This is a genomic window from Lysinibacillus sp. UGB7 (genome assembly GCF_049058285.1).
In the GTDB taxonomy this organism is placed as follows: domain Bacteria; phylum Bacillota; class Bacilli; order Bacillales_A; family Planococcaceae; genus Lysinibacillus; species Lysinibacillus sphaericus_B.
The window spans coordinates 48,923-73,079 of sequence record NZ_JBMGUV010000002.1 but is presented as its reverse complement, the minus strand read 5'-3'; the positions used below and the strand labels follow the sequence as shown (position 1 = coordinate 73,079).

At 39.8% G+C, this 24,157-nt stretch carries 22 protein-coding genes, 1 pseudogene and 1 riboswitch; of the genes and pseudogenes, 4 read left to right on the top strand and 19 right to left on the bottom strand.

What is annotated here, in order from left to right; all coding sequences use genetic code 11:
* Positions 1-7 precede the first annotated feature (7 nt).
* A complete protein-coding gene (locus ACOMCU_RS02685; protein ID WP_421049390.1) occupies positions 8-1,702 on the top strand; it encodes a methyl-accepting chemotaxis protein in 1,695 nt (564 codons plus the stop codon).
* Between the two features lie 48 nt (positions 1,703-1,750).
* Positions 1,751-2,137 carry an STAS domain-containing protein gene (locus ACOMCU_RS02680; RefSeq protein ID WP_010858666.1) on the top strand — a complete coding sequence of 129 codons (387 nt, stop codon included), beginning with the start codon at positions 1,751-1,753 and terminating at the stop codon, positions 2,135-2,137.
* A gap of 62 nt (positions 2,138-2,199) precedes the next feature.
* Here the strand turns inward: ACOMCU_RS02680 and ACOMCU_RS02675 are convergent, their stop codons facing one another.
* The 13 genes from ACOMCU_RS02675 to ACOMCU_RS02615 form a co-directional block, all read right to left on the bottom strand.
* On the bottom strand, positions 2,200-3,546 hold the full coding sequence (locus tag ACOMCU_RS02675; protein WP_010858665.1) for a sodium-dependent transporter: 1,347 nt from the start codon (positions 3,544-3,546) through the stop codon (positions 2,200-2,202).
* Positions 3,547-3,845: 299 nt separating this feature from the next.
* On the bottom strand, positions 3,846-4,433 hold the full coding sequence (locus tag ACOMCU_RS02670; RefSeq protein ID WP_010858664.1) for an ECF transporter S component: 588 nt from the start codon (positions 4,431-4,433) through the stop codon (positions 3,846-3,848).
* A gap of 226 nt (positions 4,434-4,659) precedes the next feature.
* Positions 4,660-4,858, bottom strand: a riboswitch (FMN riboswitch).
* A gap of 207 nt (positions 4,859-5,065) precedes the next feature.
* A complete protein-coding gene (locus ACOMCU_RS02665) occupies positions 5,066-6,373 on the bottom strand; it encodes an RNA polymerase subunit sigma (protein ID WP_421049389.1) in 1,308 nt (435 codons plus the stop codon).
* On the bottom strand, positions 6,370-6,903 hold the full coding sequence (sigX, locus tag ACOMCU_RS02660) for an RNA polymerase sigma factor SigX (RefSeq protein WP_219361062.1): 534 nt from the start codon (positions 6,901-6,903) through the stop codon (positions 6,370-6,372). Before sigX ends, ACOMCU_RS02665 begins: the two co-directional genes overlap by 4 nt.
* A gap of 169 nt (positions 6,904-7,072) precedes the next feature.
* Positions 7,073-8,845, bottom strand: coding sequence for an ATP-binding protein (locus tag ACOMCU_RS02655; RefSeq protein ID WP_421049388.1), 1,773 nt, complete (start codon positions 8,843-8,845; stop codon positions 7,073-7,075).
* On the bottom strand, positions 8,838-9,554 hold the full coding sequence (locus ACOMCU_RS02650; protein WP_010858660.1) for a response regulator transcription factor: 717 nt from the start codon (positions 9,552-9,554) through the stop codon (positions 8,838-8,840). Before ACOMCU_RS02650 ends, ACOMCU_RS02655 begins: the two co-directional genes overlap by 8 nt.
* Positions 9,555-9,668: 114 nt before the next feature.
* Entirely contained in the window at positions 9,669-10,850 is a 1,182-nt protein-coding gene (gene ccsB / locus ACOMCU_RS02645) for a c-type cytochrome biogenesis protein CcsB (protein ID WP_421049387.1), read from the bottom strand.
* Positions 10,847-12,520 (bottom strand): cytochrome c biogenesis protein ResB, encoded by a 1,674-nt coding sequence (gene resB / locus ACOMCU_RS02640; RefSeq protein WP_010858658.1) that lies wholly within the window; start codon positions 12,518-12,520, stop codon positions 10,847-10,849. Before resB ends, ccsB begins: the two co-directional genes overlap by 4 nt.
* Positions 12,521-12,533: 13 nt before the next feature.
* The gene (resA, locus tag ACOMCU_RS02635) at positions 12,534-13,067 is read right to left on the bottom strand and encodes a thiol-disulfide oxidoreductase ResA (protein WP_010858657.1); all 534 of its coding nucleotides are present in this window, start codon (positions 13,065-13,067) and stop codon (positions 12,534-12,536) included.
* 366 nt (positions 13,068-13,433) lie between these two features.
* Positions 13,434-14,165, bottom strand: coding sequence for a pseudouridine synthase (locus ACOMCU_RS02630; RefSeq protein ID WP_010858656.1), 732 nt, complete (start codon positions 14,163-14,165; stop codon positions 13,434-13,436).
* 451 nt (positions 14,166-14,616) lie between these two features.
* Positions 14,617-15,687: a D-alanyl-D-alanine carboxypeptidase family protein gene (locus ACOMCU_RS02625; protein ID WP_421049386.1), complete on the bottom strand. Its 1,071-nt coding sequence runs from the start codon at positions 15,685-15,687 to the stop codon at positions 14,617-14,619.
* A gap of 215 nt (positions 15,688-15,902) precedes the next feature.
* Positions 15,903-16,496, bottom strand: coding sequence for an SMC-Scp complex subunit ScpB (gene scpB / locus ACOMCU_RS02620; protein WP_010858654.1), 594 nt, complete (start codon positions 16,494-16,496; stop codon positions 15,903-15,905).
* Positions 16,468-17,247 carry a segregation/condensation protein A gene (locus tag ACOMCU_RS02615; RefSeq protein ID WP_010858653.1) on the bottom strand — a complete coding sequence of 260 codons (780 nt, stop codon included), beginning with the start codon at positions 17,245-17,247 and terminating at the stop codon, positions 16,468-16,470. The genes scpB and ACOMCU_RS02615 overlap by 29 nt, the downstream gene beginning before the upstream one ends.
* Before the next feature lie 169 nt (positions 17,248-17,416).
* Here ACOMCU_RS02615 and ACOMCU_RS02610 point away from each other — a divergent pair, with 169 nt between their 5' ends.
* Together ACOMCU_RS02610 and ACOMCU_RS02605 are read left to right on the top strand one after the other, a co-directional pair.
* Entirely contained in the window at positions 17,417-17,920 is a 504-nt protein-coding gene (locus ACOMCU_RS02610; protein WP_010858652.1) for a DUF309 domain-containing protein, read from the top strand.
* Positions 17,921-18,400: 480 nt separating this feature from the next.
* A pseudogene (locus tag ACOMCU_RS02605) lies at positions 18,401-18,702 on the top strand (IS5/IS1182 family transposase); the annotation flags it as partial.
* 213 nt (positions 18,703-18,915) lie between these two features.
* Here the strand turns inward: ACOMCU_RS02605 and ACOMCU_RS02600 are convergent.
* The 6 genes from ACOMCU_RS02600 to spoIIAA all read right to left on the bottom strand — a co-directional run bounded on the left by ACOMCU_RS02600 (position 18,916) and on the right by spoIIAA (position 24,069).
* Positions 18,916-19,287 carry a GNAT family N-acetyltransferase gene (locus ACOMCU_RS02600; RefSeq protein ID WP_010858650.1) on the bottom strand — a complete coding sequence of 124 codons (372 nt, stop codon included), beginning with the start codon at positions 19,285-19,287 and terminating at the stop codon, positions 18,916-18,918.
* Between the two features lie 200 nt (positions 19,288-19,487).
* Positions 19,488-20,807 (bottom strand): diaminopimelate decarboxylase, encoded by a 1,320-nt coding sequence (gene lysA / locus ACOMCU_RS02595; RefSeq protein WP_010858649.1) that lies wholly within the window; start codon positions 20,805-20,807, stop codon positions 19,488-19,490.
* A 215-nt stretch (positions 20,808-21,022) separates the two neighbouring features.
* Entirely contained in the window at positions 21,023-22,465 is a 1,443-nt protein-coding gene (locus ACOMCU_RS02590; protein WP_010858648.1) for a spore germination protein, read from the bottom strand.
* A gap of 15 nt (positions 22,466-22,480) precedes the next feature.
* Positions 22,481-23,272 (bottom strand): RNA polymerase sporulation sigma factor SigF, encoded by a 792-nt coding sequence (gene sigF / locus ACOMCU_RS02585; protein ID WP_010858647.1) that lies wholly within the window; start codon positions 23,270-23,272, stop codon positions 22,481-22,483.
* Between the two features lie 10 nt (positions 23,273-23,282).
* A complete protein-coding gene (gene spoIIAB / locus ACOMCU_RS02580) occupies positions 23,283-23,723 on the bottom strand; it encodes an anti-sigma F factor (protein ID WP_010858646.1) in 441 nt (146 codons plus the stop codon).
* Positions 23,716-24,069 (bottom strand): anti-sigma F factor antagonist, encoded by a 354-nt coding sequence (gene spoIIAA / locus ACOMCU_RS02575; protein ID WP_010858645.1) that lies wholly within the window; start codon positions 24,067-24,069, stop codon positions 23,716-23,718. The genes spoIIAB and spoIIAA overlap by 8 nt, the downstream gene beginning before the upstream one ends.
* Positions 24,070-24,157: the final 88 nt, after the last annotated feature.

Below are 24,157 nucleotides of genomic sequence, written 5' to 3'. Positions count from 1 at the left end.
AATTCTAATGAAATTGACAATCCGAAAAAAAATGACCTTGCTCACATTCACTTGCATTTTACTTCTCACTTCACTTCTAGCCGGAATTAATTATTATGGCTCGAAAAAAAATCTATTAGAAAGTGCCAATACAAAACTTTTATCAGATGTTCAATTAAGCTATCAATTTTTAGATGCGAAAATACCTGGAGAATGGAAAATTGTCAACAATCAATTATACAAAGGTGATGTCAGCATGGTTGAAAATTTTGAAGTTGCTGATATAGTTGGTGAGCTAACAAACGGAAACGTCGTCTCTATTTTTCAAAACGATACCCGAATTAGTACAAATATTGTGGAATCTGGGGAACGAGCTCTCAATACAAAAGTTTCCGACGAGGTAGCTAGCGTTGTACTCGGGCAAAAAAAGCGTTTTATTGGCTCAGCGAATGTTTTAGGAAGCTTGCATCAAGCAGCCTATGACCCTATTTTAGATAGCAAAGGGGATGTTATTGGTGTATGGGCAACAGCTGTCCCGACTGCACCATATATAACTATTGCTACTAAATCAGCATTAAGTAATGTCGTAATTTCATTAGGAATTGCTATTTTAATTATTGTATGTATTAGCTGGTTTTTACAACGACAGATTATTACACCTATCAATATACTTAGTGCAAATGCCAAAGACCTTGCCAATTTAAATTTAAACGTTAAATTATTAAATCCTAAAGGAAAAGATGAAATTACTGATTTAGCACAATCCTTCAGTGATATGAAAAACCACTTAACCGAAATGATAACAATTGTAGCTGGTAGCGCCAACCAAATAGCAAGCTCTTCTCACTCATTAGCAGAATCATCACATCAAACAAGTGAGGCAGCTAGCCAAATTGCCTTAACTATGAATGAAATAGCAGTTGGTACCACTACACAATCCGATCAAGCCGAGAGAATAGTCAGTATGATGCAAAAAACGATTGATGAAGTAGCTCATAGTTTACAAAAGGCCGAGGAAACTTTAAATAACGCAGTAGATTCTACACATATTGCTCGTAAAGGGGACGAGGCTATCAATGATGCCATCAAACATTTGAGCGCGGTGACACAAACAGTCTCTTATGCTACTGACTCTATTCAAAAGCTCGGAAAGCGCTCAGAAGAAATTGGCGGTATTATCACAGTTATCACAGGCATTGCCGAGCAAACAAATCTCCTTGCCCTCAATGCAGCTATTGAAGCAGCACGAGCAGGCGATCAAGGGAAAGGCTTTGCAGTGGTAGCATCAGAGGTTCGCCAGTTAGCAGAGCAGTCTGGTTTGGCTTCAGGTCAGATAACGAACTTAATTAATGATATTCAAGCAGAAACATCTGTGACTGTTCGTACAATGGAAAGTAACTTACTTGCCGTAGAGGAGCAAGTGACGATCATTAATAAAGGGGGAAGTGCCTTAAAAGAGATTGTTGAAAAGGTAGTAAAAACCGAAGAAGGCGTTGAGCAAATGAAAGCGGCATTCGTTCTAGTAAACGACAATTCTCTAGGGGTCCAGCAAGCTGTTCAAGATATATCACGAATTATTGAAGATTCAGCAGCTGCTACTGAAGAAATTGCAGCAACATCGGAAGAACAATACGCAACTGTTGCAGAAATCACTCAAAGTTCAGACGAATTAGCTTCAATCGCCAATCAATTACAGAATGAAGTGAATAAATTCAAATTTTAGTCTTAAGAAAAAAACCAAACACGAAAAGAAAGATGGAGGCGCTATAGTATGGCTCAAAAGAAAATTTCAATGGATATTAACACAAAGGCTAATTATATTGTCATTACCTTTACTGGTGATTTGGAATATGGGCTAATCGAGGATATTAAAAAAGATCTTCAGGCTCTAAAATTAGAAACAATGCATGGATACATTATCGATATGCAAAAAGTAACGAATGTTGATAGTACAGGCTTTGGCATGATTGTCAATTTCGCCAAGAAAGTATCGATAAAAGAAAAAAGAATTGCCATCATTGTCGTTGATGACTTTATTCGTAACTTATTTGCTATTTCTCAATGTGACAAAATCTTTCCGATTGCACAAAGCGAGGATGAAGCCAAACAGATCATTAAAGAAGGCTGGTCTGGCGAATTATCGCTAAGTGAGTATTAATCTTTTTCAAACCAAAAATGCAGGGCGTATTCAACTTATTGAGTACGCTCTGCATTTTTAATTTAATATTGCAACAGCATGTTTAACATGACAACCACAATGACAATCGGAACGACAATGAGCATTAGCAAGCGGTATGTCATAAAATACCCTTGTCCCATTTGACTGCCCATCAGTAATTCTTTTTTCACAAATTCCTTATCAACCACATAGGCAATAAAAATCGCAATTAATAAGTTGCCTAATGGCAGCATTAAATTCGATACTAAAAAGTCTGTCGCATCAAAAATTGTTTTTCCAAAAATCGATACATCTGCTAAAAGACTCGAAGATAAAGCTGATGGAATTGCAGCTATAAATACAACCACACCGAGTAACAACGTCAATGAAGTACGTGACATATGCCATTTCTCAATCAATGCCGCAACGATTATTTCATATAAACTAAAGGACGATGTTAGCGTAGCAAATAAAAACAGCAATAAAAATATCGCTAAAAATACTTCACCGAACGGCATTTGACTAAAGGCTGTTGGCAACACCATAAATAATAATCCTGGTCCTGATGCTGGCTCTAAATCGAAGGCAAAAACAACAGGAAAAATCGCGAGTCCGGCAAAAAATGACACGAGCACAGTCAGTATAACAACAGACCCCGCTGAATTGGGTAGGCTCACATCCTTTTTCAAATATGAGCTATACGTCACAAGACATGAAAATCCGACGGCTAAGCCAAAGAATGATTGACCTAAAGCCTCTAGGAGCGCCTTCCCTGTAATATGTGAAAAGTCCGGCCACAAGAAGAATTTAACACCCTCCATCGCCCCATCTAACGTTAACGCACGCACGACAAGTACAATAAACATTACAAATAATAATGGCATCATCCACTTATTTGCTTTTTCAATTCCATTTTGCACACCGAGTGAAATGACCAGTACATTTACCAGCGTAAACAACCCTAAACCGAGCAATGTTATCCAAGGCGTACCAATAATCTTCCCAAATAGCTCACTCGGATTAAGTGTAGGTTCAATAACTGCCCCCGACACACCAAGGCCGCTATAAATAAAAATCCAGCCCCCTACTACACTATAAAAAGTTAATAGCAGAAAACAACCAAGCACACCCATACGGCCAATCCATGCCCAGCCTCGCTTCTTTGGTACCACTTTTTTATACGCCGTTACAGCCTCTGACTGTGTACCACGCCCTAATATATATTCCGATAAAAGCATCGGCAAACCAATTAACAATGTAAATAGCACAAAAATAAGGAAAAATGCACCACCGCCACTTTGACCTGTGACATACGGCAACTTCCAGATTGCACCTAGCCCAATTGCCGCCCCTGCCGATGCTAAAATAAACCCTAACTTACTGGACCACTGTCCGTTCTTTTGACTCATCTCTTCAAACTCCTCAACATTCTAAACTCACACTTATTGTACATGAAATTAAGATTTACGACTAGACAATGTAAAGTCGGTCAGCAAATTATCCATTGTTTTGCACTGTTTTCCGTCTTTTCGAGCATTTTATCTGTTACATCTAGCGCCCTATCCATCACTTTGGACTTTTTATCCGTCACTTTAGCCCTTTTAACCGTCACTTTTCACTTTCTATCCGCCGCTTCTCCCTTCTATCCGTCACGCCCACACAGCCTATAAAAAAACCTCGAGCATCTACATACTCGAGGTTGAATCTATTATTTTGGTAAATACATTTGACGTTGACGTTCAATCCATTTACGCATTGTTGTAAATAGTAATGCCATAATTGCGGTTAATAAAATACCTTTTACAATGTTAAACGGTAAAATTCCTGCTACAATCATTGTATATAGAGAATCTCCAACGACTGGCTCCATGCCTAAGAAGTAAGTATACATTGGTAAAAATACGGCATAGTTTAGAAGACTCATCCCTACTGCCATTACAATTGTTCCAGCAACTAAACCTCCGACAAGACCTGTAACTGTTTTAAAACGATTAAAGATAAACGTTACTGGCAATATAAATAGAATGCCTGTCGCAAAGTTTGCAAGATGACCAACCGGTACTCCTGTTGGTGTGCCCGAGAAAATCCAATCTAGTACATTTTTAAATAATTCTACTAAAATACCCGCTACCGGTCCCATTGTGATCGCTGCAATAAGCGCAGGCATATCACTGAAATCCACTTCTAGAAACGCTGGAAATGGTGGAATTGGAAAATTAAAAAGCATTAGTAAAAACGAAATACTACTCAGCATACCAATCGTAATAAACGATTGAAGTTTTACATTTTTCTTCATTGTAAAGCTCTCTCCTCTTTGCTGATTCAATCTCGCAAGAAGAAAGGCAACGATGCTATCAATTCCTGTTCACGAAAAAACCCCTATGCATAACTAGCATAAGGGAGAATAGGCAAGGTTAAAAAACGCCATTATTAGCTATTTGTTTGCGCCCTTTGTGCAGAATCCCACACTGAAAAAACGCTCGTATATAGCTAAAATTCGCAACACCGAATGACGATCGTACCTCCATCTTCTCCCATCCAGACTATAACTGTCGGCCTTGGAATCACACCAAGTCAGCCATGCAAAAAAAAGATTTGCACAGGTCGCGGGCTGAAGAATGTTGGAGTAAATCATTCGAGCTACTGTAGTTTTATGCTACAATAGCGATTTACCATTCTATTACCGCCGGTCGGGATTTTCACCCTGCCCCGAAGATGAATCAATATTATTTTATCTTACAGCTTTACTATAATGAATTATTAACAAAAAGTAAATACTTCTGCTTAAAAAATCCGATTAAGTTTGTATGTATTAAGGCAGTGCGTTGTCGATAGGCTAACATCTTGTGTTTTCCCACCCCACCGTTTTCAATATTTTATCCTTTGGCATAAAAAACAGCTACCCATTCTTGGATAGCTGTTCAGTCATTACTGCATATACTGTTTATTTGCTCCGACAGGCATTGGTAAGTACTTTGTTAAATCAAATCCCTCCCAACTATCCTGTACAACATTATCTAAGCGCAATTTTTTATCGAAGCTCGCAGCAGTTAGCATCATCGCCTCAACTAATTGCGTCGCACGAAGTGCATCCAGTGTCGTTAGATCAAGTGGCGCATCAAAAGTTACGACGACACCATCCGCTTCTTCCTTCACAGTGTAAGTCACATTTTCTGGTACTGCTGGCACATAGACATCATCGTTTTTTTGACGCATCCCCGTGAGTGCCTCTGTTACAGTTGAATACGTTTTACGGAAGTCTGGCGCTAAATATTGCGTTCCGTTTGTTTCCGTATATAAATAATAATTATAATGCTCTTTTTGCGTCAATGTCATTGGCTCACTCGATTCACCAGCTTGCGAGAACTCATATGCCGTGCCATCTGCATTTTCAAAAGCAATTTCCTTATAATCAGAATCTGAGAATGTATCCTTCAAAGACCTTAAATATTTACTTACCGATGCAGAAGCGATATCGTAATCATTTTTTTCGGGTAATACATGCACAAGCGTATCACCTTGTTCTTTTAACTCACCCTTGTAAGGATGGTAGTTTTTAAAGCCGTTTGCTTCCTCATCAATTTGTGGTGCGTATTTTTCATACATTTGTAAAGATGTTGGCTTTTCCTTGCCAAAATCAGCGGCAACGCGCTCATTCGGAATAATATACGTCATGGGCACACTCTCCGCTGCTTTTCCACCAGCTAAACCAATACGGAAGACGACAGCATCTGTTAAATCTTCTTCGTAAACGGATGTACGGAGTGACATCATCCGAGTATGTTCGGCAACGATACTGGAATCCATTACATTGTCGTTACTTTCAACATCTTTTGGAGCTTGGTCAGCTTGCATGGTAGAGAACGGTGCACTATCAGGAGTTGCCTGATTATTAGTCGATTCATTATTGTTAACAAACACGTACCCCGCTATTAAAGTCAGGACAAAAACAGCCGCAACACTCATAAATATAGGCATTTTTCTATTTTTACGTTTTTTAATGGGCAAATCATTGCTCGCTACTTGTATAGGTTCATGCTGTTGATTTGGCCCTTGCGTTGTTATTTGAGTCTCAATTGGTTCTTGCACGGCTTCTTGAAGATGGATATTATCCTGCAAGCGTGCATCTGCCAGCAAACGTTTCAACACTTCGTCTTTCGAACGGTGGTCAGAAAGCTTAGGGGCATTGTTCAATACATTGTCAAGTTGGTCATCGTCAAACTGTTTATGAGTCATTGCCGTTTCGCCTCCTGTTCACTAACCGGTTGTAACTGTTGTCTTAAAAACTTAATAGCACGATGCTGGGTCGTTTTTACCTTTGCCTCTGTCCAATCTAATATTTGCGCTGTTTCAGCAATGGATAAGTCTTGAAAGAAGCGCATAATAATGACCATTTTTTGATCGCCCGTACAGTTTTCAAGTGCTGACTCTACCTGCAAAAATTCATCACTGGCCTGTAGCATTTCTTCCGGTGATGGTGTGGTTGAATGTAGCTGTTCCGTTTCCCAGTCAAAAAAATCAAGTGAATGTTTTTGCCGTACTGCCTGCTTTCTAAAATGGTCGATAGCGACGTTTTTTGCAATAGCAAATAGCCATGTTTTCTCACTACTATTCCCTGCAAAATTGTCATATGAGCGCAACACACGAACGTACACCTCATGCGCTAAATCTTCAGCAAGTGTACGGTTTTTCACTAAATAAATAAGGAACTGGAACACGTCTTGATGGTATGCATCGTATAGTCGATGGAACACGGAGTCATTCAAAGCACTCCACCCCCGTTCTTATAGTATTTGTCGTCTAACTTTCACAGAAGTTACACTTCATCTATCTCTATATTGCCATTTTGTTTTTTCACTATAATAAACTATTAGTAGCTGCCGTTGCGCACAAATCTATGTGCTGTTTCTTTGTTTTCCATTCCACAGTGAAAAGTTAATCGAATGGTAAATAAAAAGTAAAAGTCGTACCTTCTTTTAATACACTATCAACCATAATATTTCCTGAATGTGCCTTGACAATATTTCTAGCTATAGCGAGCCCAAGGCCTGTGCCCCCTTTTGAACGTGTACGTGCCTTATCTGCCTTATAGAAACGTTCAAAGACATACGGTAAGTCATCCTGAGGAATACCATGTCCTGTATCCTGTACAGAAATTTTGGCAAAGGTTGGCTCTTTCTCCACTTTCACTGTTACTGATCCCTCATCCGTATGACGCAGTGCATTATCAACTAAATTGGTTAACACTTGCTCAATGCGGTCCTCATCTATGCTAATAATGGCATCATCATTAAATTCACTATCAAAAATTAGTTGAACATGCTTTTCCTTTGCGACTTGCGCAAATTTTTGCGTTATACGCTCAAATGTCGAGTTGATGGGTAGCTCATCTTTGTAGAGCGCCATATGTCCAGATTCCATACGCGCAAGGTCCAATAAGTCTGTAACTAGACGTCCCATCCGCTTTGATTCATCGTAAATAATCTTTGTCATTTCATTGCGTTCTTCTTGATCTTGAATAAAATCATCCATTAAGGCTTCAGAGTAGCCCTGAAGCATCGCAATCGGCGTGCGTAACTCATGTGACACATTGGCAATAAAATCTGATCGCAGCTTTTCTAGACGATGCTGCTCTGTCATATCACGAATAACTGCCACCGCCCCACGTATCAATTCCCCACTATAGAGCGGGCTAATCGTAAACGTGTAATAATTCCCATCCATTTCAATTTCCTCTTCAAGCTTATCTTCAAACATCAGTACATGATCGAGCATATGATACAATTCAGGTGGAATAGGCTTTGCACTTTGTGAACCCTTATTGATAAACCATTTTTGCATTAAACGCTCAGCAGGTGGATTGCTCAGTAATATTGTACGATCACGATTAAACGTAATAACGGCATCCGTCATCGAAGTCAGAATATTGGACAATTGTTCATTTTCTTGATTGATGACCTCTAAATTGTGTTTCAACTGGCGGCCCATTTGGTTAAAAGCAACGGCGAGCTGACCAATTTCGTCATTTTGTGTGGTAGGCATTTTCGCTTCGAAGTTTCCTTTGGAGATTTCAAAGGCCAATTCACGCATTTTACGCAATGGCGAAGTAATACGTGAAGATAGGAAAAATGCAAAGAATGTCGTTAAGACAAAGGCTATAAATGCCGCTAAAAAGACAATTTTCGTCGTCTCTTTCGATGTTTTATGTAGTGCATCCGGACTTTGATAAATAAAGACTGCACCGTGTACTTCATTTTCCACATTTAGAGGGAAGCCGAGCACGACATACGACTCCATTTTATCTTTGTCTGTTGAGGATGGCATCATCATTTCCTTAATGACAGGTTCATCTGATTGAAAAATTTCATGGAAAGTTTTGTTGGCTAATATCGTATCTTGAATTTCTTTTTTGTTGACGCCCTCTTGCATAGCAAATGATACTTCGACATGATTGATTGCAATGAGTGCATTCGTGCTATCTGGTAAAATATCTGTTAATAATTCCGAAGTCGTTTCAGCTGTTTCATTATCATCCACTATACTCGCGACTGTTGCAGCAGTTTGACGAAGTGAAATCTCTGCTTGCTGCATATGATAGTTTTGAAGAAATTCAAGCATTAAAACCGTGAAAACAAATAATACAAATGAAACGAGAAGCAATATGGTTACCCATAGCTTCCCGACAACACTATTCCATATTCTATTCATTGACAACCTCAAATTTGTAACCAACGCCCCAAACTGTGACAATCATTTTCGCAGCGTTTTCTGATACACGATTGAGCTTTTCACGTAAACGTTTTACATGTGTATCAACTGTACGTAGGTCCCCAAAGAAATCATAATGCCAAACTTCTTTAAGTAATTGTTCACGGTCAAATACTTTGTCTGGAGATTTTGCTAGGAAATACAGTAGTTCATACTCTTTTGGTGTTAAGTTTACTTCGATGCCCTCTGCCGTTACACGGTGAGCATCATGATCGATCATTAAGTGTTGGAATACAACTAAATCTTTTGAAGTAGATGCACTCGTCGTCGGTGAGAATGCTTGTGAGCGGCGTAAAATTGCCTTCACACGTAGAACAACCTCACGAGGACTAAATGGTTTTACAATATAATCATCTGCACCAAGCTCGAAACCTTGCACTCGATTCGCTTCCTCGCCCTTGGCAGTTAATAAGATAATTGGGGTTGCAGCACGCTCTCGGATTTCTGCACACACTTCAAGCCCGTCTTTTTCAGGCATCATAATATCAAGTAAAATACAGTGATACTCTTTCTCTAAAGATTTCTCGATCGCTTCTTCACCATTCTCTGCTTCGTCAACTTGGTATCCTTCACGCTCTAAATACATTTTTAATAAGCGGCGAATACGATCCTCGTCGTCTACTACTAATACTGAAATATTTTCTGACACTGTCACGATCCCTCTCTTCCAATCTTTCTCTACCCTCTATTGTACATGGTACTTTACGTCTTGAAAAGAAAAGAAAGCCCTTTCGCTGCGGCGAAAAGGCTTTTCGTTTCCCGTTTACGCGTAGGAGTGTAAACCTGCAAGAATTAGGTTAACAGCAATGAGGTTAAATAGAATAATACCGAAACCAATTAATGCTAACCAGGCAGATCTTTCACCTTCCCAGCCTTTTGATAGGCGTAGGTGTAGGAATGCTGCATAGAATAGCCATGTAATAAGCGCCCACACTTCTTTTGGGTCCCAACCCCAGAAGCGACTCCACGCAATTTGCGCCCAAATCATCGCAAAGATTAATGCACCTAATGTGAAGACTGGGAAACCAATTAATACCGAGCGGTAACCGATTTCATCTAGTAGTTGTAAGTTTACTCGTTTGACAAGCGGTTGGAATATTGCACTAATTCGACGACGTGCAATTAAGCGAATCAATAAGTATAGAATTAAACCTACTAACAATGACCAAACAACCGTTGTTAATTTTTTTGCATTGATAATGCCATGCATTTCCACGAATGGCGACATACCGTGTTCTTCTACTGCCTTAAATTCATTCATGCCAAAAATTGGTGGCATATTGTAGGTAATTTGACGATCCTTACCTTCTTTATCTACATAAGTGTACGTTGATTCATAATCCATAGCACTAAATATCGTTGTGACAAGCACAAAGCCAACAACAACGATGATGCCAAACATGACCGCTTCAAGCCAGAAGCGTTGCTTTGAAGGTTTTTTCACATCAACCACTTTTAATAAATATATAAGCCCTGCCACCGCACTGATTGCTAGTATCGATTGTCCTAAAGCGGCAGTAATTACGTGAATTGTTAACCAGTGACTTTGCAATGACGGTACTAGTGGACTAACTTCATTCGGGAACATCGCTGCGTAAGCAATGATTAACAATGCTACAGGTAATGCCACCAAACCAAGAGCCGTCATACGATAAATAAAGTATATTAAAATGAATGCTGCCACGATGAACATTCCGAAGGCAGTCGTAAATTCAAACATATTACTTACAGGCGCATGCCCTGTATGAATCCAACGTGTAATAAAATAGCTAAGCTGTGCAAGGAATCCAAGTATTGTTACGACTATCGCGAGCTTGCCCCATTTATCAGTGTTATTGCCTGTCGCATTCGATTGTTTAATCGCACCACCGAACAGTAATGTTGCCACTAGATAGGCTATAAATGCAACAAATAATAGATTTCCACTTAAGTCAATCAAACTCATAAGGTGTTGTCACCTTCCTTTTCATTAATGCCACTATCTGTGGACTGTTCGCCTTCTTCTGTCTTCTCTAACTGATCTATATATTGCGGTAGACCAGCAAAGGCAGTCACGGCATCTAAATCTTTTTTCATGCTAAACATATTTTTGTTTACATGCGCAGCCATTACCACACGACCATCAGGTTCTACTTGTAGCCATAGACGTCGGTGATTCCAATAAGACCCAATAGCTACACCAATCATGAAAATAATTCCACCAACAAATAAAATAGGAATTGTGCGGTCTTTACGAACTGTAAATCCAGACATATCACGTGTTTCCACACTTACAAATTTCATTTTGTATTGGTTTTCACCAAGTGGCTCGATTGTATTTTTTATCTCAACAAAGCTTGTTTCGCCCTCTGGTGTTTCTGGTGTCGTCATATCAAATAAAAATGCCGGATTATTTGGAACGGACGTTGCCGTTTGTGGTACACCATCTTCAAACCCAGAGAAGTCTGGTGTGTAGAGAAGTAGTTTTACAGATACACCATTTCCTAAATCATACTCTTTTTTAGGATTGGTTAAATCAATTTCTACAGTACCAAATGATTGCTCAGTTGCTTTATTTATTAATTGAAAATTCATTTGCTTCAATTCGTTGAGACGATAGTCCATTTGGTAGACAGCAAACCCTTCTTCTTTTAATGGGTGATTGACACGAATCGAATAATCTCTTACTTTTTCAAGATTTTCTGTATCGCCAGCAATCGCGTTTTCATGTTGTTTGTATAATGTAATATCTGTTTGGAAGTTTTTCGCAACAACATTCACGCCTTGCTTAAGCTGTTCACCTTGTGGTGTATTATCATGTGTTTCTAAAATAAAATCACGATTTTCAATAAAATAACCGTCCATGCCAGTAACTGCACGTGTTTCACCTTCACGAACCCATATCGATTCATCGACATAGAAACCAGGGACTAAACGTAGCATAACCCCGCCTAAAAAGAGAATTAGGCCGACATGGTTTATGTACGGACCGTAACGAGAAAAACGACCTTTTTCTGCAAGAAGTGCACTGCCATCTCGTCGAACATTATATTTCATCTCGGTCATTTTCTTTTCAACCTTATCAAGCGTGTCTGCTGCGCTTGCTGTTACTTGTCCCTCTGCAACAATACGCTGACGCTTCATGAAACTTTCATGGCGTTTGACACGTTGATTTTTTAATGACTTATAAAGTGGTAATCCACGGTCTAGACTGGCAATAATAATGGATACGCCAAGCATCCCAACCAAAATTTGGAACCACCAAGAGCTATATAAATCAGAAAGCCCTAATGCATAATAAACTTTACCGAATATTCCATATACGTCTTCGTAATAAGCCTCTTTGTTCACGTCCGAGGCATTTACGTAAAACTCTTGCGGTAGTAATGTTCCGATTGAAGCAGCAATCAATGTGATAATAATTAACGATATCCCAACTTTTACACTTGAGAAGAAATTCCAAATCTTATCAACAATCGATTTGTTGTAAGTTTTAGAGCGAATAGCGGTACCATCATATCGCATGTCGACCACTTTATTTTGCTTTTCTTCTTCAGTTAAAGGACGACCACATTTTTCACATAGCTTCGTGCCGTATGGGTTACTATGACCACAAGCACAAGTGATATTTTCCATCGTCATTTACTCCTTATTCTGGCTTTACTAATTCCATGTAAGAAGCGATATTCGCCTCCGACATTTCACCTGTAATAATTTTTGCTACCTTACCTTCTGGATCAATCATAATGGTAGCTGGTAAATTTCCGACGTTATACGCAGTCATAACGCTCTTCGTTTTGTCGATAACTACTGGAAATGATAATTCATATTTATCAACAAAGCTTTGCACTTCGAAATCTGTTTGTGCAATGTTCACAGCTAACGTTTGTACACCTTGATCTTTATAGATTTGGTATTGGTTGTCCATTGCAGGCATCTCCTTTTCACAAGGCTTACACCAAGTTCCCCAGAAGTTCAAAAATACCCCCTGTCCTCTATAATCAGACAGTTTATGTTTTTCACCGTTTAAATCTACTAACGTGAAGTCTGGTGCTTCAGAGCCAACTGCTACTAACTCTACTTTCTCCTTTGTTGCCGTTCCGTATACTGTGTAACCAATCGCTAGCGCTAAAATTACTAAAATAACTGTTCGTGTTACGAGACGTTTCTTCTTTTTCTCCAAGTTAATAACCTCCCTCTTAATTACCCCTCGGAGTAATTTCCGCCGACGCTCTTGCTTTCACACTGAAAAACACGCGTCCACATTATAAATTACGTACCTACCGATTCGCTTTCGGTCTTAAAGAATTACTGCTGCCACTATTTTTAGCAAAAAAAATATCTGTGACAGCTGCGAGGATTTAATTTTATTCAGCATTGATGCTGGACGAAATTAAATAAGGTGTACTATTCTCACCTATTATAGCAAAATGATACAAATTAGCTTAGCTATTTATTATGAATGATTTATGAACGTTTTCACCACAAAGAAAGTGAAAAACACACTATACGTATAGCGGTATGTTCACTTTCTTCATCAAATGTTCATTTAGCCGAGCTGTCCAGTTTCAGCTAACACACGTAGTTGCTTCACTTCATGCTTGGACAATTCACGGTATTCTCCTGGTGTTAGGGCATAAAGATCTAAAAAGGCAAAGCGCTCACGTTTCAGCTTGACAACAGGTGTACCGATTGCCTCGAACATGCGACGTACTTGGCGGTTACGCCCTTCATGAATAGTAATTTCACAAATTGCCTTACCCGCTTGCTCGTCAAAAGATGTCATACTCACTTTCGCTGGCGCTGTTTTGCCATCCTCTAACTGAATACCACGCTGTAGCTTTTTTAAGCCTTCGATTGTTGGCACACCTTTGACACGTGCAATGTACGTTTTGTCAATTTTAAACTTAGGATGTGTCAACATATAGGAAAATTCACCATCATTTGTCAATAGCAATAACCCAGATGTATCATAATCAAGACGTCCTACTGGAAAAATACGTTGCGGAATATGCTTAAATAAATCTGTGACAGTTTTGCGTCCTTTATCGTCCGTCACAGCTGAAATCGTACCGCGTGGTTTATAGAGTAAATAATATACTTTATCCTCTTTTTCAAGTTTTACGCCTTCAACCTCAATTGTATCTGAGTTAGCCACCTTTGTGCCAAGCTCACGTACCACAACACCGTTGACCTTTACTTTACCTTCTACTATCAATTGCTCCGCTTTACGCCTTGATGCAACACCTGCATAAGCAATGACCTTTTGTAATCTTTCCATTGTTTCACCTCTAGTTTAAATTCACCTTGGCATCCGCCAAAAACCTTCACTTTCATTCATATAAAGCATAAGGTTATTTTTCCCGTTAATCTGTGAAAATTATGTCATACTTTTGTTCATTATTAAAGGAAAACTAATTATACACAAGTAATACGAGTATTCGAAATTGTTTATCATTTACTGGTTTCTCTCTAATTTGTAGTTGACGTTGATCTATATTCCCCTTGTTTTTCCATTTATATCGAAAGATGCTTTAACACATTGCTGTCGTAAATAGGCTAATTTTTATTGTGAAAAGCACCGTTAAAAAATGAATGGCCTGCGAAATAGCATTCACTGCAAAAAAGCCACCACTATGGTAACTGTTCAAGATTATTCATTTTGGAGCAAATTTATTTTCAATGAGGGTGCCATTACGCTTGAGAGGAATTAAAAAAACAGCGCATCGCTTTTAACGATCCGCTGATTCTACAATTACAGGAGTTGCATAAATACGTTCTTCGCCGATAAAAATGGAAAGTACAGCTTCCTTGCGTTTTCTAGAAACCTGTAGCACTTGCCTTACTGCCGCTTTTTCCTCTTTGTTTAACTGCAAACGAATCGGTTGCTCTAAACGAATGGCCAGTTTATCGTTCACATTATATTTGCCCTTCTTCACAACCGTCTCCATGTTGTAATTTTGCCACACTGAATTGGCTAAACCTCGGTGTATATTCCAGTCATCCGATTCATTTAATGTGACAACGATACAGGTTTGCCCGTCCTTTTGAAAGGCGGTTGCGAGTGTGCGTCCTGCTACCTTTGTAAAGCCAGTCTTTCCTGCAAAGGCAGAACCTGTTGCAGATTTCAATGAACTGACAGGCTGCTCTGCCTTCTCATCTATTTCAGTTGCAACCCCTGAACCTTCTCGTAGTAACCGATGTTTATTTTCCCACAACATGCCATTTACTGTATTTGCTCGATATAAGACCGTTGAAGCAATCTTTTCAAAGGTTTTATTTTGAAGTGCAACCCGTAACATTTCAGCCGTATCCCTCGCAGATGATAAATGCTGGTCATGATGTAAACCAGACGGATTCATAAAAACTGTATTTGTGAGACCGGCAATCAGAGCTCGTTCGTTCATTAAACGTACAAATCCTTCAACAGATCCACCTACGTGCTCAGCTAATGCAGTTGCCGCATCATTGCCTGAACGTAACATTAAACCATATAACAGTGTTTCTACAGTAACTGTTTCACCTGCCTGCAAGTAAATGGATGATCCCTCAGCCATCGCAGCGTTCGGTGATATTACCACCTCATCTTGAAGGTCACTATTTTCAATAGCGACAAGTGCCGTCCAAATTTTTGTTAAGCTTGCGATTGGCAGTCGTGCATCACTATTTACACCTTTTAAAACACGACCAGTATCACCATCCAAGACGACATGTCCGCTACCACCTCTTGCCAAACCGGTTGCCGGAAACATCAAAAACCCAACTAACAACATCAACACCATAAGACGTACTAACCGAAGCAACGAGCCACTCCTTATTAAATGATTTGAAATTATTGGTTCTTATTTTCAGTTTAAATCAAAGCACATCTACCTGAGGTCGTATAGAATTTCGTATGAAAGTCAAAGAACTTACACTCGCTTTGGGTGCTCCACACAAAAGATCATTTCCTCATAACAACTATTTTTGTGGTCAACGCTTGTAGAAGATAACGGAGCACTATGCCTTTTTTCTAACGTTACTTTACGCCACTAAATGTTTCTTGGAATTTTGTCATAAATAAATCGGTTTCTTGCTCTGTTTCACCTTGTTCCTCCTCAGGTAAAGGAGGCATTTCTTCAATACTATTTAAACCAAAGTAGTTTAAGAACTCTTTTGTTGTGCCATATAAAATGGCACGTCCTGTTCCTTCTGAACGGCCGACCTCTTTGACAAGCCCTCTTGAGGCCAGTGTTTGCAATGGTCGCTCACATTTCACGCCGCGTAAATCCTCAATAGCAACGCGTGGGATTGGTTGCTTATATGCCACAATAGCCAATACCTCGAGTGAGGCCTGGGATAATGATTGCGCTGTTGGATTCTCTACTAATCTTTGAATTGTATCAGCTAGCTCATGCTTTGTCGTTAACTGATACACCCCTGCAATTTCTTTTATGGTAATGCCTCTAGCCGAATCTTCGTCGTATGTTGTACGCAGTGATTCCATTGTTTGTGCAACAAATTCTTCTGCCTCACTCAATAGTTGCGCTAATTGCTTTATAGTTAAGCCATCATCTCCAACGACAAATAATAAAGCTTCTATTCTACTTTGTAGTATCATTGTTTTCTTCATCATCCCATTCCTCCTTCTGTAATGTGACCATTAGTTCTTCAAAATTACCGTCCTGCTGTACGATGACCACTTGGCGTTTCATCAGCTCTAGTAAGGATAAAAACGTCAAAATAAGCGTTGGCTTATCTTCATAAGGGAAAAGCTCGAAAAATGACGCACGTCCACCTGTCGAACGTAATGAATGAACAACAGAACGCATTTGATCCCTCACTGAACGCTCTTGCCTAGCAACAGTCGTCTTTAGTGGCTTTTTTAATTTTTTTCTGCGCATCAGCTTTTGAAAAGCCCCGAGCATATCATAAATATTGACGTTCAAATCAAATAACGCCATTTGCTCATCTGAAGCTAATCCAGATAAGTCTGCTGGTGGTCGCGTAAACACCTGTGCCCGATCGGACTCAAGCTCTTGCAAGTTACTTGCCGCCTCTTTGTATTTCTTATATTCTATTAATCGTTGTACAAGTTCTTCACGAGGGTCAGGTCCGTCAACTTCTAAATCGGCATCCTCTAGCTCTCCTTCATGAATCGGTAATAACATACGGCTTTTAATGGCCAACAGCGTTGCGGCCATCACTAAGTACTCACTCGCCTCATTTAACTCTAGTACCTGCATAGCATGTATATGGTCGATATATTGTTGTGTAATTTCAGCCATTGGAATATCATAGATATCAATTTCCAATCTGTGAATTAAATGCAATAATAAATCAAGAGGCCCTGAAAAGGCTTCTAATTTTACTTCATAAGACATTGTTTACCACCCTGACATTCTTTCAATTACGCCTCCATTTAGTTGTCGTCCTTGCGGAGCAAAAACAACTACGACATCAGTTGGAAGCTTCAATTTTATGCAATACGTGCCTAAAAACCAACTGCATAAAGTTAAGTTCACGTTTTAGTATAGTGGAAAGGAGTTCAAAATGCATCCACAGCATCATACTTTATTTATCGATTACTGTGCCTATTTCAATGGCAATGGGGATTATTTCGAATGCCACGAAGTGTTAGAGGAGTATTGGAAAGACATTGCTCCAGGTGATAAAAACCATCCACTTGTTGGTTATGTACAGCTCGCAACTGGTCTCTATCATTGGCGACGTGGCAACTTTACTGGCGCAGTTCGAATCCTGCAAAAATCATTGCATAATCTTCAGGACAATGTTGGTCATATTTTTGTTACTGAAATTGACTATGAAAAGCTTCTCACACTACTAAAGGAAACAATCGCTACTATTCAAAAGGGCAAGTCCTTTCAAGCTTTTCAACTACCGATCAGCCCAACATTGCAAGAACTAACCGTTGTACGTATACAACTTTTACCGTCAAATAATCACGACTATCTTCTTCATAAACATATGCTACGTGATCGCTCACATATTCTTGCTGAGCGACAAGAAAGTAAACAAAGAAAAAGCAGACGTTAATGCTCGTCTGCTCAGACTGTAGACAAACTCAATTTTTTGAGTAGTTTGTCTACATTTTTTTGTTTTCAAATACAAGTATCTATATGAAGCAGTTGCTTTCCGCTACGGCGGACGCTTTTCGCGGGCAACGGCTTCAGTCTCCTCGTCGCTACGCTCCTGCGGGGCCTTCAGCGCATGCGATTCCCGCAGAAGTCGCCGCCTGCGCTCCAACTACAAGTGACCCTCTATAAATGATTGAGATGATGGATAGGAGGACGAACAACTGCTATTGATTTTACTATTTTATATCCATTAGTAGCATCTCAGATCTCGAAAATACCTAATGTTTACAGTCTTTTTTCTTTTAAAATAGAAGTGTCTTTATGAAGCTGTTGCTTTCCGCTACGGCGGACGCTTTTCGCGGGCACGGCTTCAGTCTCCTCGTCGCTTCGCTCCTGCGTGGCCTTCAACGTATGCGATTCAATCAACTAGTGTACGTCTATCGGTAAAAATTATGAACGTCGCTTTCAAGACTCAGCTAGATTTTCTATCGCATCTTAAAAGAAATTGCTGATTAAGGATTATTGAGCGCTGACCATGTCTTTATTGATTCGACACATGTGAAAGCGCGTGCGAACAAGCGTCAATTTGAAAAGAAAATCGTGCGTAAGGAAACGCGTACATATGAGGCAAAACGTCAAGAAGAGCTGAATCAAGACCGAGTGGACCATGGAAAGAAACCTTTTTCACCAGAGCCGATTGAAAAAGAAGAAATGAAAGAAATTAAGGTGAGTACGTTGGACAACCTTTCGAAGGATTTACAAAATTGTCCATTCAGGCGATGCTTACTTTAGCTGCCATGAGTTGGAAGAAGTTAGCTAATTGGACATGCTTGCTGTAGCATACTACTCTTGTTAATAGGGGTTATTTGTAACGAATATTTCTGATAAAAATTTCAAAAGGTATTCGGAATGTGATCATTCCCGAATACCTTTTGTCGTCAATCTGAGCAGACGTTAACACTCGTCTGCTTTTTCATCATTACATTGTATACATTTTTGAACAAATTCACGTGTTTCATCAGTTGCGCGCACATTTGCGTATTGGCCAAGTTCTGCCACTTCTTGTAGCATTTCCTTCGCTACGCCCTCTCCTCTGTAAGAAGGGATTACGGAAACATGTTGAACTGTTGCTGTATCATTGTCTGTTACAAGACCAACGATCCCCACATATTCTTCATTTTTTTTCCATAAATATAACACCCAATTATCATTATTTTCATAAGATTGGATTGTCTCAGTGAGCTTTTTTATGTCTTTTTCGTTAGGCATAAACGAGAGTAGCCCCATCGCTATTTTCTCGAAAGCTTTTTTATATCGAATTAACATATTTGTCTATTCCCTCTTTTTCTAGCTGTACATAATCTTTGACTATCCTACACGATTTGTACTTTTACCGCAAGTCAATTTCTGTCTTACGAACCAGGTCCGAGAATACCTTTTGAAGCTAACACCCAATAAACAACGCCCCACAACAAAATAAAAGTTGAAATGGACGCAAGTAATACCCATTTATTTTTTCTCAAATTCTACTCACCCTTTTTTAACGTTAGCGGGAGGTCGTTTTGTACAATATCTTCATAACTTTCACGTTTAATCGCTAATTGGTGCTTGCCATTTTCAGCAAATACCACCGCTGGACGTGGAACACGATTGTAGTTACTCGCCATTGAGTATCCATACGCGCCTGTACAGAAGATTGCTAGTACATCGCCAGAAGCTGCATCTTGAAGTTTTGCATCGATGATTAATTTATCGCCTGATTCACATAGCTTCCCAGCAACTGTGTACGTCTCACTTTTCGGTTCATGTGCTTTACTGGCAATAACTGCCTCGTACTTTGCATCATATAGCGCTGGACGAATATTGTCACTCATCCCGCCATCGACCGCAATATACTTGCGCACATCTGGTACTGTTTTTTGTGAACCGATTGTATAAAGTGATGTCCCTGCGTCGCCAACAAGTGAACGACCTGGCTCAATCCAAATTTCAGGCATAGTTAGACCAAGTACAGTTGCTTTGTTTTTTACAACTGTAATCATATCCTCTACATATACTTGTGGCTCAAGCGGTGCATCTTCCTCTGTGTAACGAATACCAAAGCCCCCACCTAAGTTTAACACAGTACAAGTAAAATCGTGAGCCTTGTGCCAATCAGAAATTTTATTGATTAATTTTTCACCTGCTAAGCCAAAGCCAGCTGTATCGAAAATTTGAGAGCCAATATGGCAGTGCAAGCCCAGAAGCTCTAAGTATTCATGATTAAATGTTTGCTGGAATGCTTCATCTGCCTGACCATTATTTAAGTCAAAGCCAAATTTAGAATCCGCCTGTCCTGTCGTAATGAAATCATGAGTATGTGCCTCAACACCTGGTGTAACACGCAATAAAATGCGCATTTTTTGCTGACGGCGCTCTGAAATTTCTTTTAAAAGCTGGATTTCGTAGAAGTTATCCACGACGATACAACCAATTTTCGAGTTAAAAGCTAGCTCTAATTCTTCAATGCTTTTATTATTACCATGGAAATGAATGCGCTCAGCTGGGAATCCAGCTTTTAACGCTGTAAATAATTCTCCACCTGAGACAACATCCAATGATAGATTTTCCTCTGCCGCTAATTGATACACAGCCACACATGCAAATGCTTTTGAAGCATAAGCTACTTCTGCTTTTACACCTAGTTTTTTAAACGTATCTATAAAGCAGCGGGCACGTTTACGAATAAGCGCCGTATCGTACACAAATAATGGTGTACCGTATTCTTTCGCAAGCTCTAGTGTGTCTACCTGTCCGATTGTTAAATGACCATCTTCAGAAATCGCTTGTGTTCCATATAAATGCATGTGCATCTCTCCCTTTTCACATCGTTCCATCCTGTGATCAATGCGGTCCGGCGTCATTGCGTCTAAATTATGAATTATGCTAGCACAATTTATAATATATGCTGAGACTTTGCCTTCGCACGCAAAAACATCTATTGAATAAAGATAATTTTTGCAAAAATCACAAAATACTATATGAGAACTTTATCATATGAAAAAAACGAGTGCAACGGCTCCTATGACCTTTTTCGCTGTTTGGAAGCGACGATATAAGGTCGTAGTGCATCGGCTGTCATTGGGAAACGGACAAGGACACGAAGCATCGCATTTGGGAAGAACGGGATAAGTGGCCATAAATATGGCGCTTGTAATGGACGCAGTGAACATAAATACGTAAATAAAATAAAAAATCCAATAAATAGACCATCTGCACCCCAAATACCTGTCATAATTAACAACACTAACCGCAAAAGCTTGATAGAAATACTTAACTCATAGGACGGAATAATAAACGTAAGAATGGCCGATACAGCCGTATATAACACAACTTCTGATGAAAATAGGCCAACATCAATCGCAATTTGACCAATAGCTACACCCGCAACTAAACCCATCGCAGTGGATAAAGGAGACGGGGTGTGAATGGCGGCCATCCTCAAATATTCAATCCCAATATCTGCAATAAGCACTTGCAGTAAAATCGGCACATGAGATTTTTCTTCAGCACCTAAAAATGAAAGTGATTCAGGTAATAATGATTCATTTGTTACAAATAAATACCACAAAGGCAATAATAGTAAACCCATTATCGTACCGAAATAGCGCATAAATCGGATAAATGTCCCTACAGCAGGTGCCTGCCTGTACTCCTCAGCATGCTGTAGTAAATGAAAAACCGTTGTCGGGACTAAAATAACAGATGGTGAGGTATCCACCAAAATAGCAACATGCCCTTCAAGTAAATGCGCTGCTGCAATGTCAGGACGTTCTGTATAACGTACGAATGGAACTGGGTGGAACTTTTGCTTAAATAGCCACTCTTCTAGTGATTTATCAGCCATTGTGAGGCCATCATGATTAATTTGTCCGAGACGCTGTCGTAACTTTTCGAGTATTTCATCATTCGCAATATCCTTCATAAACGCCAGTGCGACATCCGTTTGGCCGATTTTGGATATTTTATGTAGCTCGAAACGTAAATTACTATTGCGAATTCGCCGACGAATTAAAGCCGTATTTTGTGAAATCCCTTCAATAAAGCCATCCCTTGAACCACGGATAACCTTTTCATTATCAGGTTCTTCTGGTGAACGCCCTGGATAATTTCGAAGTTCTGCAACATAACAGAAACCACTTTTCGTTATAAATGTTACTTGCCCACTTAAAATGGCCAACAAATAGGCTTTGCGCTCTGTTTCCTCAGAACGGCCATGAAAATTGAAGTAGGCTTCAAAATATTCCTTCTCATCTTCTATGTCTACCTCTTCATCAGGCAACATACTTGAAAGTAATTGCGTTAACGCTTCTCCATCCACCAGTCCACTTATATAGGCACAAAGGACCGGCAAATCTTTGACAAATAAATGTTTGATGCCTACGTCAAATGATTCGCCGTCTCCAAATTGCTCTTTAAGAAAATCTTCGGCTTCTTCTAAGCTGCTAAATAGTTTATTTGTCATGCTGTCACCATTTTCTTAGATGTCTTTTTTAACTACGTACTCCTCGACTGTGGCACTTGTGGCCATCCAGCTCTTTAATTGTGCCAGTATCTTTTTCTCTAAACGTGATACTTGCACTTGCGAAATACCTAGCCGATTTGCAATTTCTGTTTGCGTGCAATCAGAAAAATAACGTAAATAAATAATGGATTGCTCTCTTGGATCAAGTCGTGTGAGCACTTCTTTTAACGGTATATAGTCAAACGGCTGCTCGGATTTTTCATCCTTCATTTGGTCCATTAAGGTGATGGAATCCCCTTCACTCTCATACAATTGCTCATGTAAGGAAGCGGGATCCCTTAGGGCATCAGAAGCTGTCACAATTTCTTCAGCCGTGACACCTAGTACCTGTGCTAATTCCTGAATAGTCGGCGGATGTTCATTGTTCTTGATAAACTCATCGGTTGCATGGCGAATTTTAAAGTTGAGCTCCCGTATGGAACGGCTAACCTTCACCATGCCATCATCCCTTAGAAAACGCTGAATTTCTCCGATAATCATCGGTACCGCATATGTTGAAAACTTCACATCATACGTTAAATCGAATTTATCTACCGACTTCATGAGCCCAATGCAGCCAATTTGAAATAAATCCTCGAGCTCTACGCCCCTTGTTGTAAAGCGTTGGACGATGGACCACACAAGCCTCGTATTCCCTTCAATCATTCGTTTACGAGCCTCATGATCGCCCTGCTGTGAAAGCGCAATTAATTCACGCATTTCTTCCTGTGACAATAGCTTATCGGACGACTGTTCTAGTGGCTTCATGTTCGCATCCTCACATGACCGCTGTACGAACCGAGTAAAATTTCTTCGTAAACGTTACAGTTGTACCTTCTTGCCACTTAGACATAACTGTCAACTGATCAGAAAAACTATCCATAATTGTAAAGCCCATACCCGAACGCTCCATCGCGCTTTTCGTTGTAAACAACGGTTCCATCGCACGACTCACATCCTCTATACCCATTCCGTTATCCATAACAGACACGGTTACAATATCGTCCTCACGTTTTGCATGAACTGTAACAACACCCTTACCATCCTCTTCATAACCATGAATAATGGCATTAGAAACAGCCTCCGAGACAACCGTTTTAAATTCCGATAGCTCATCAATCGTTGGATCTAATTGTGCGATAAAGCCTGTCACAGCAACACGTGCCAAGCCTTCATTCTCACTAATTGCTAAAAAAGTTAATGTCATTTCGTTATCCATTTACAATCCCCCTTACTCGCTCAATCGCCTCTTCTTCGGTTGCATCCATCATCCACGGACCTAAGCCTGAAAACTGGAATACTTTTCGCATTGTCGGCGATGGATTCAATAAAATCGTTCGTCCTGCGACAGCCTCTAACTCACGCATTCGCCCCAGCACTAAGCCGACTCCCGAACTATCCATAAAGGACAGTCCTTCTAAGTTCCAAATGATAGTCGATACCGCACCTTGAAAAATCGCTGATGAAATTTTTGCTCGAATTTGTTCTACTGCATGATGATCGAGCTCCCCATATAAACGTATAACTACTGTCTCTCTTGTTACCATTTCAAATTGAAAATGCATGAACATCGCCTCCTCCTCGTGCAATTCTCCGTTCTATGCTGTGAATCCTTGCAACTGACAGAACTAGTGCAAAGTCTTCCGAAATAGT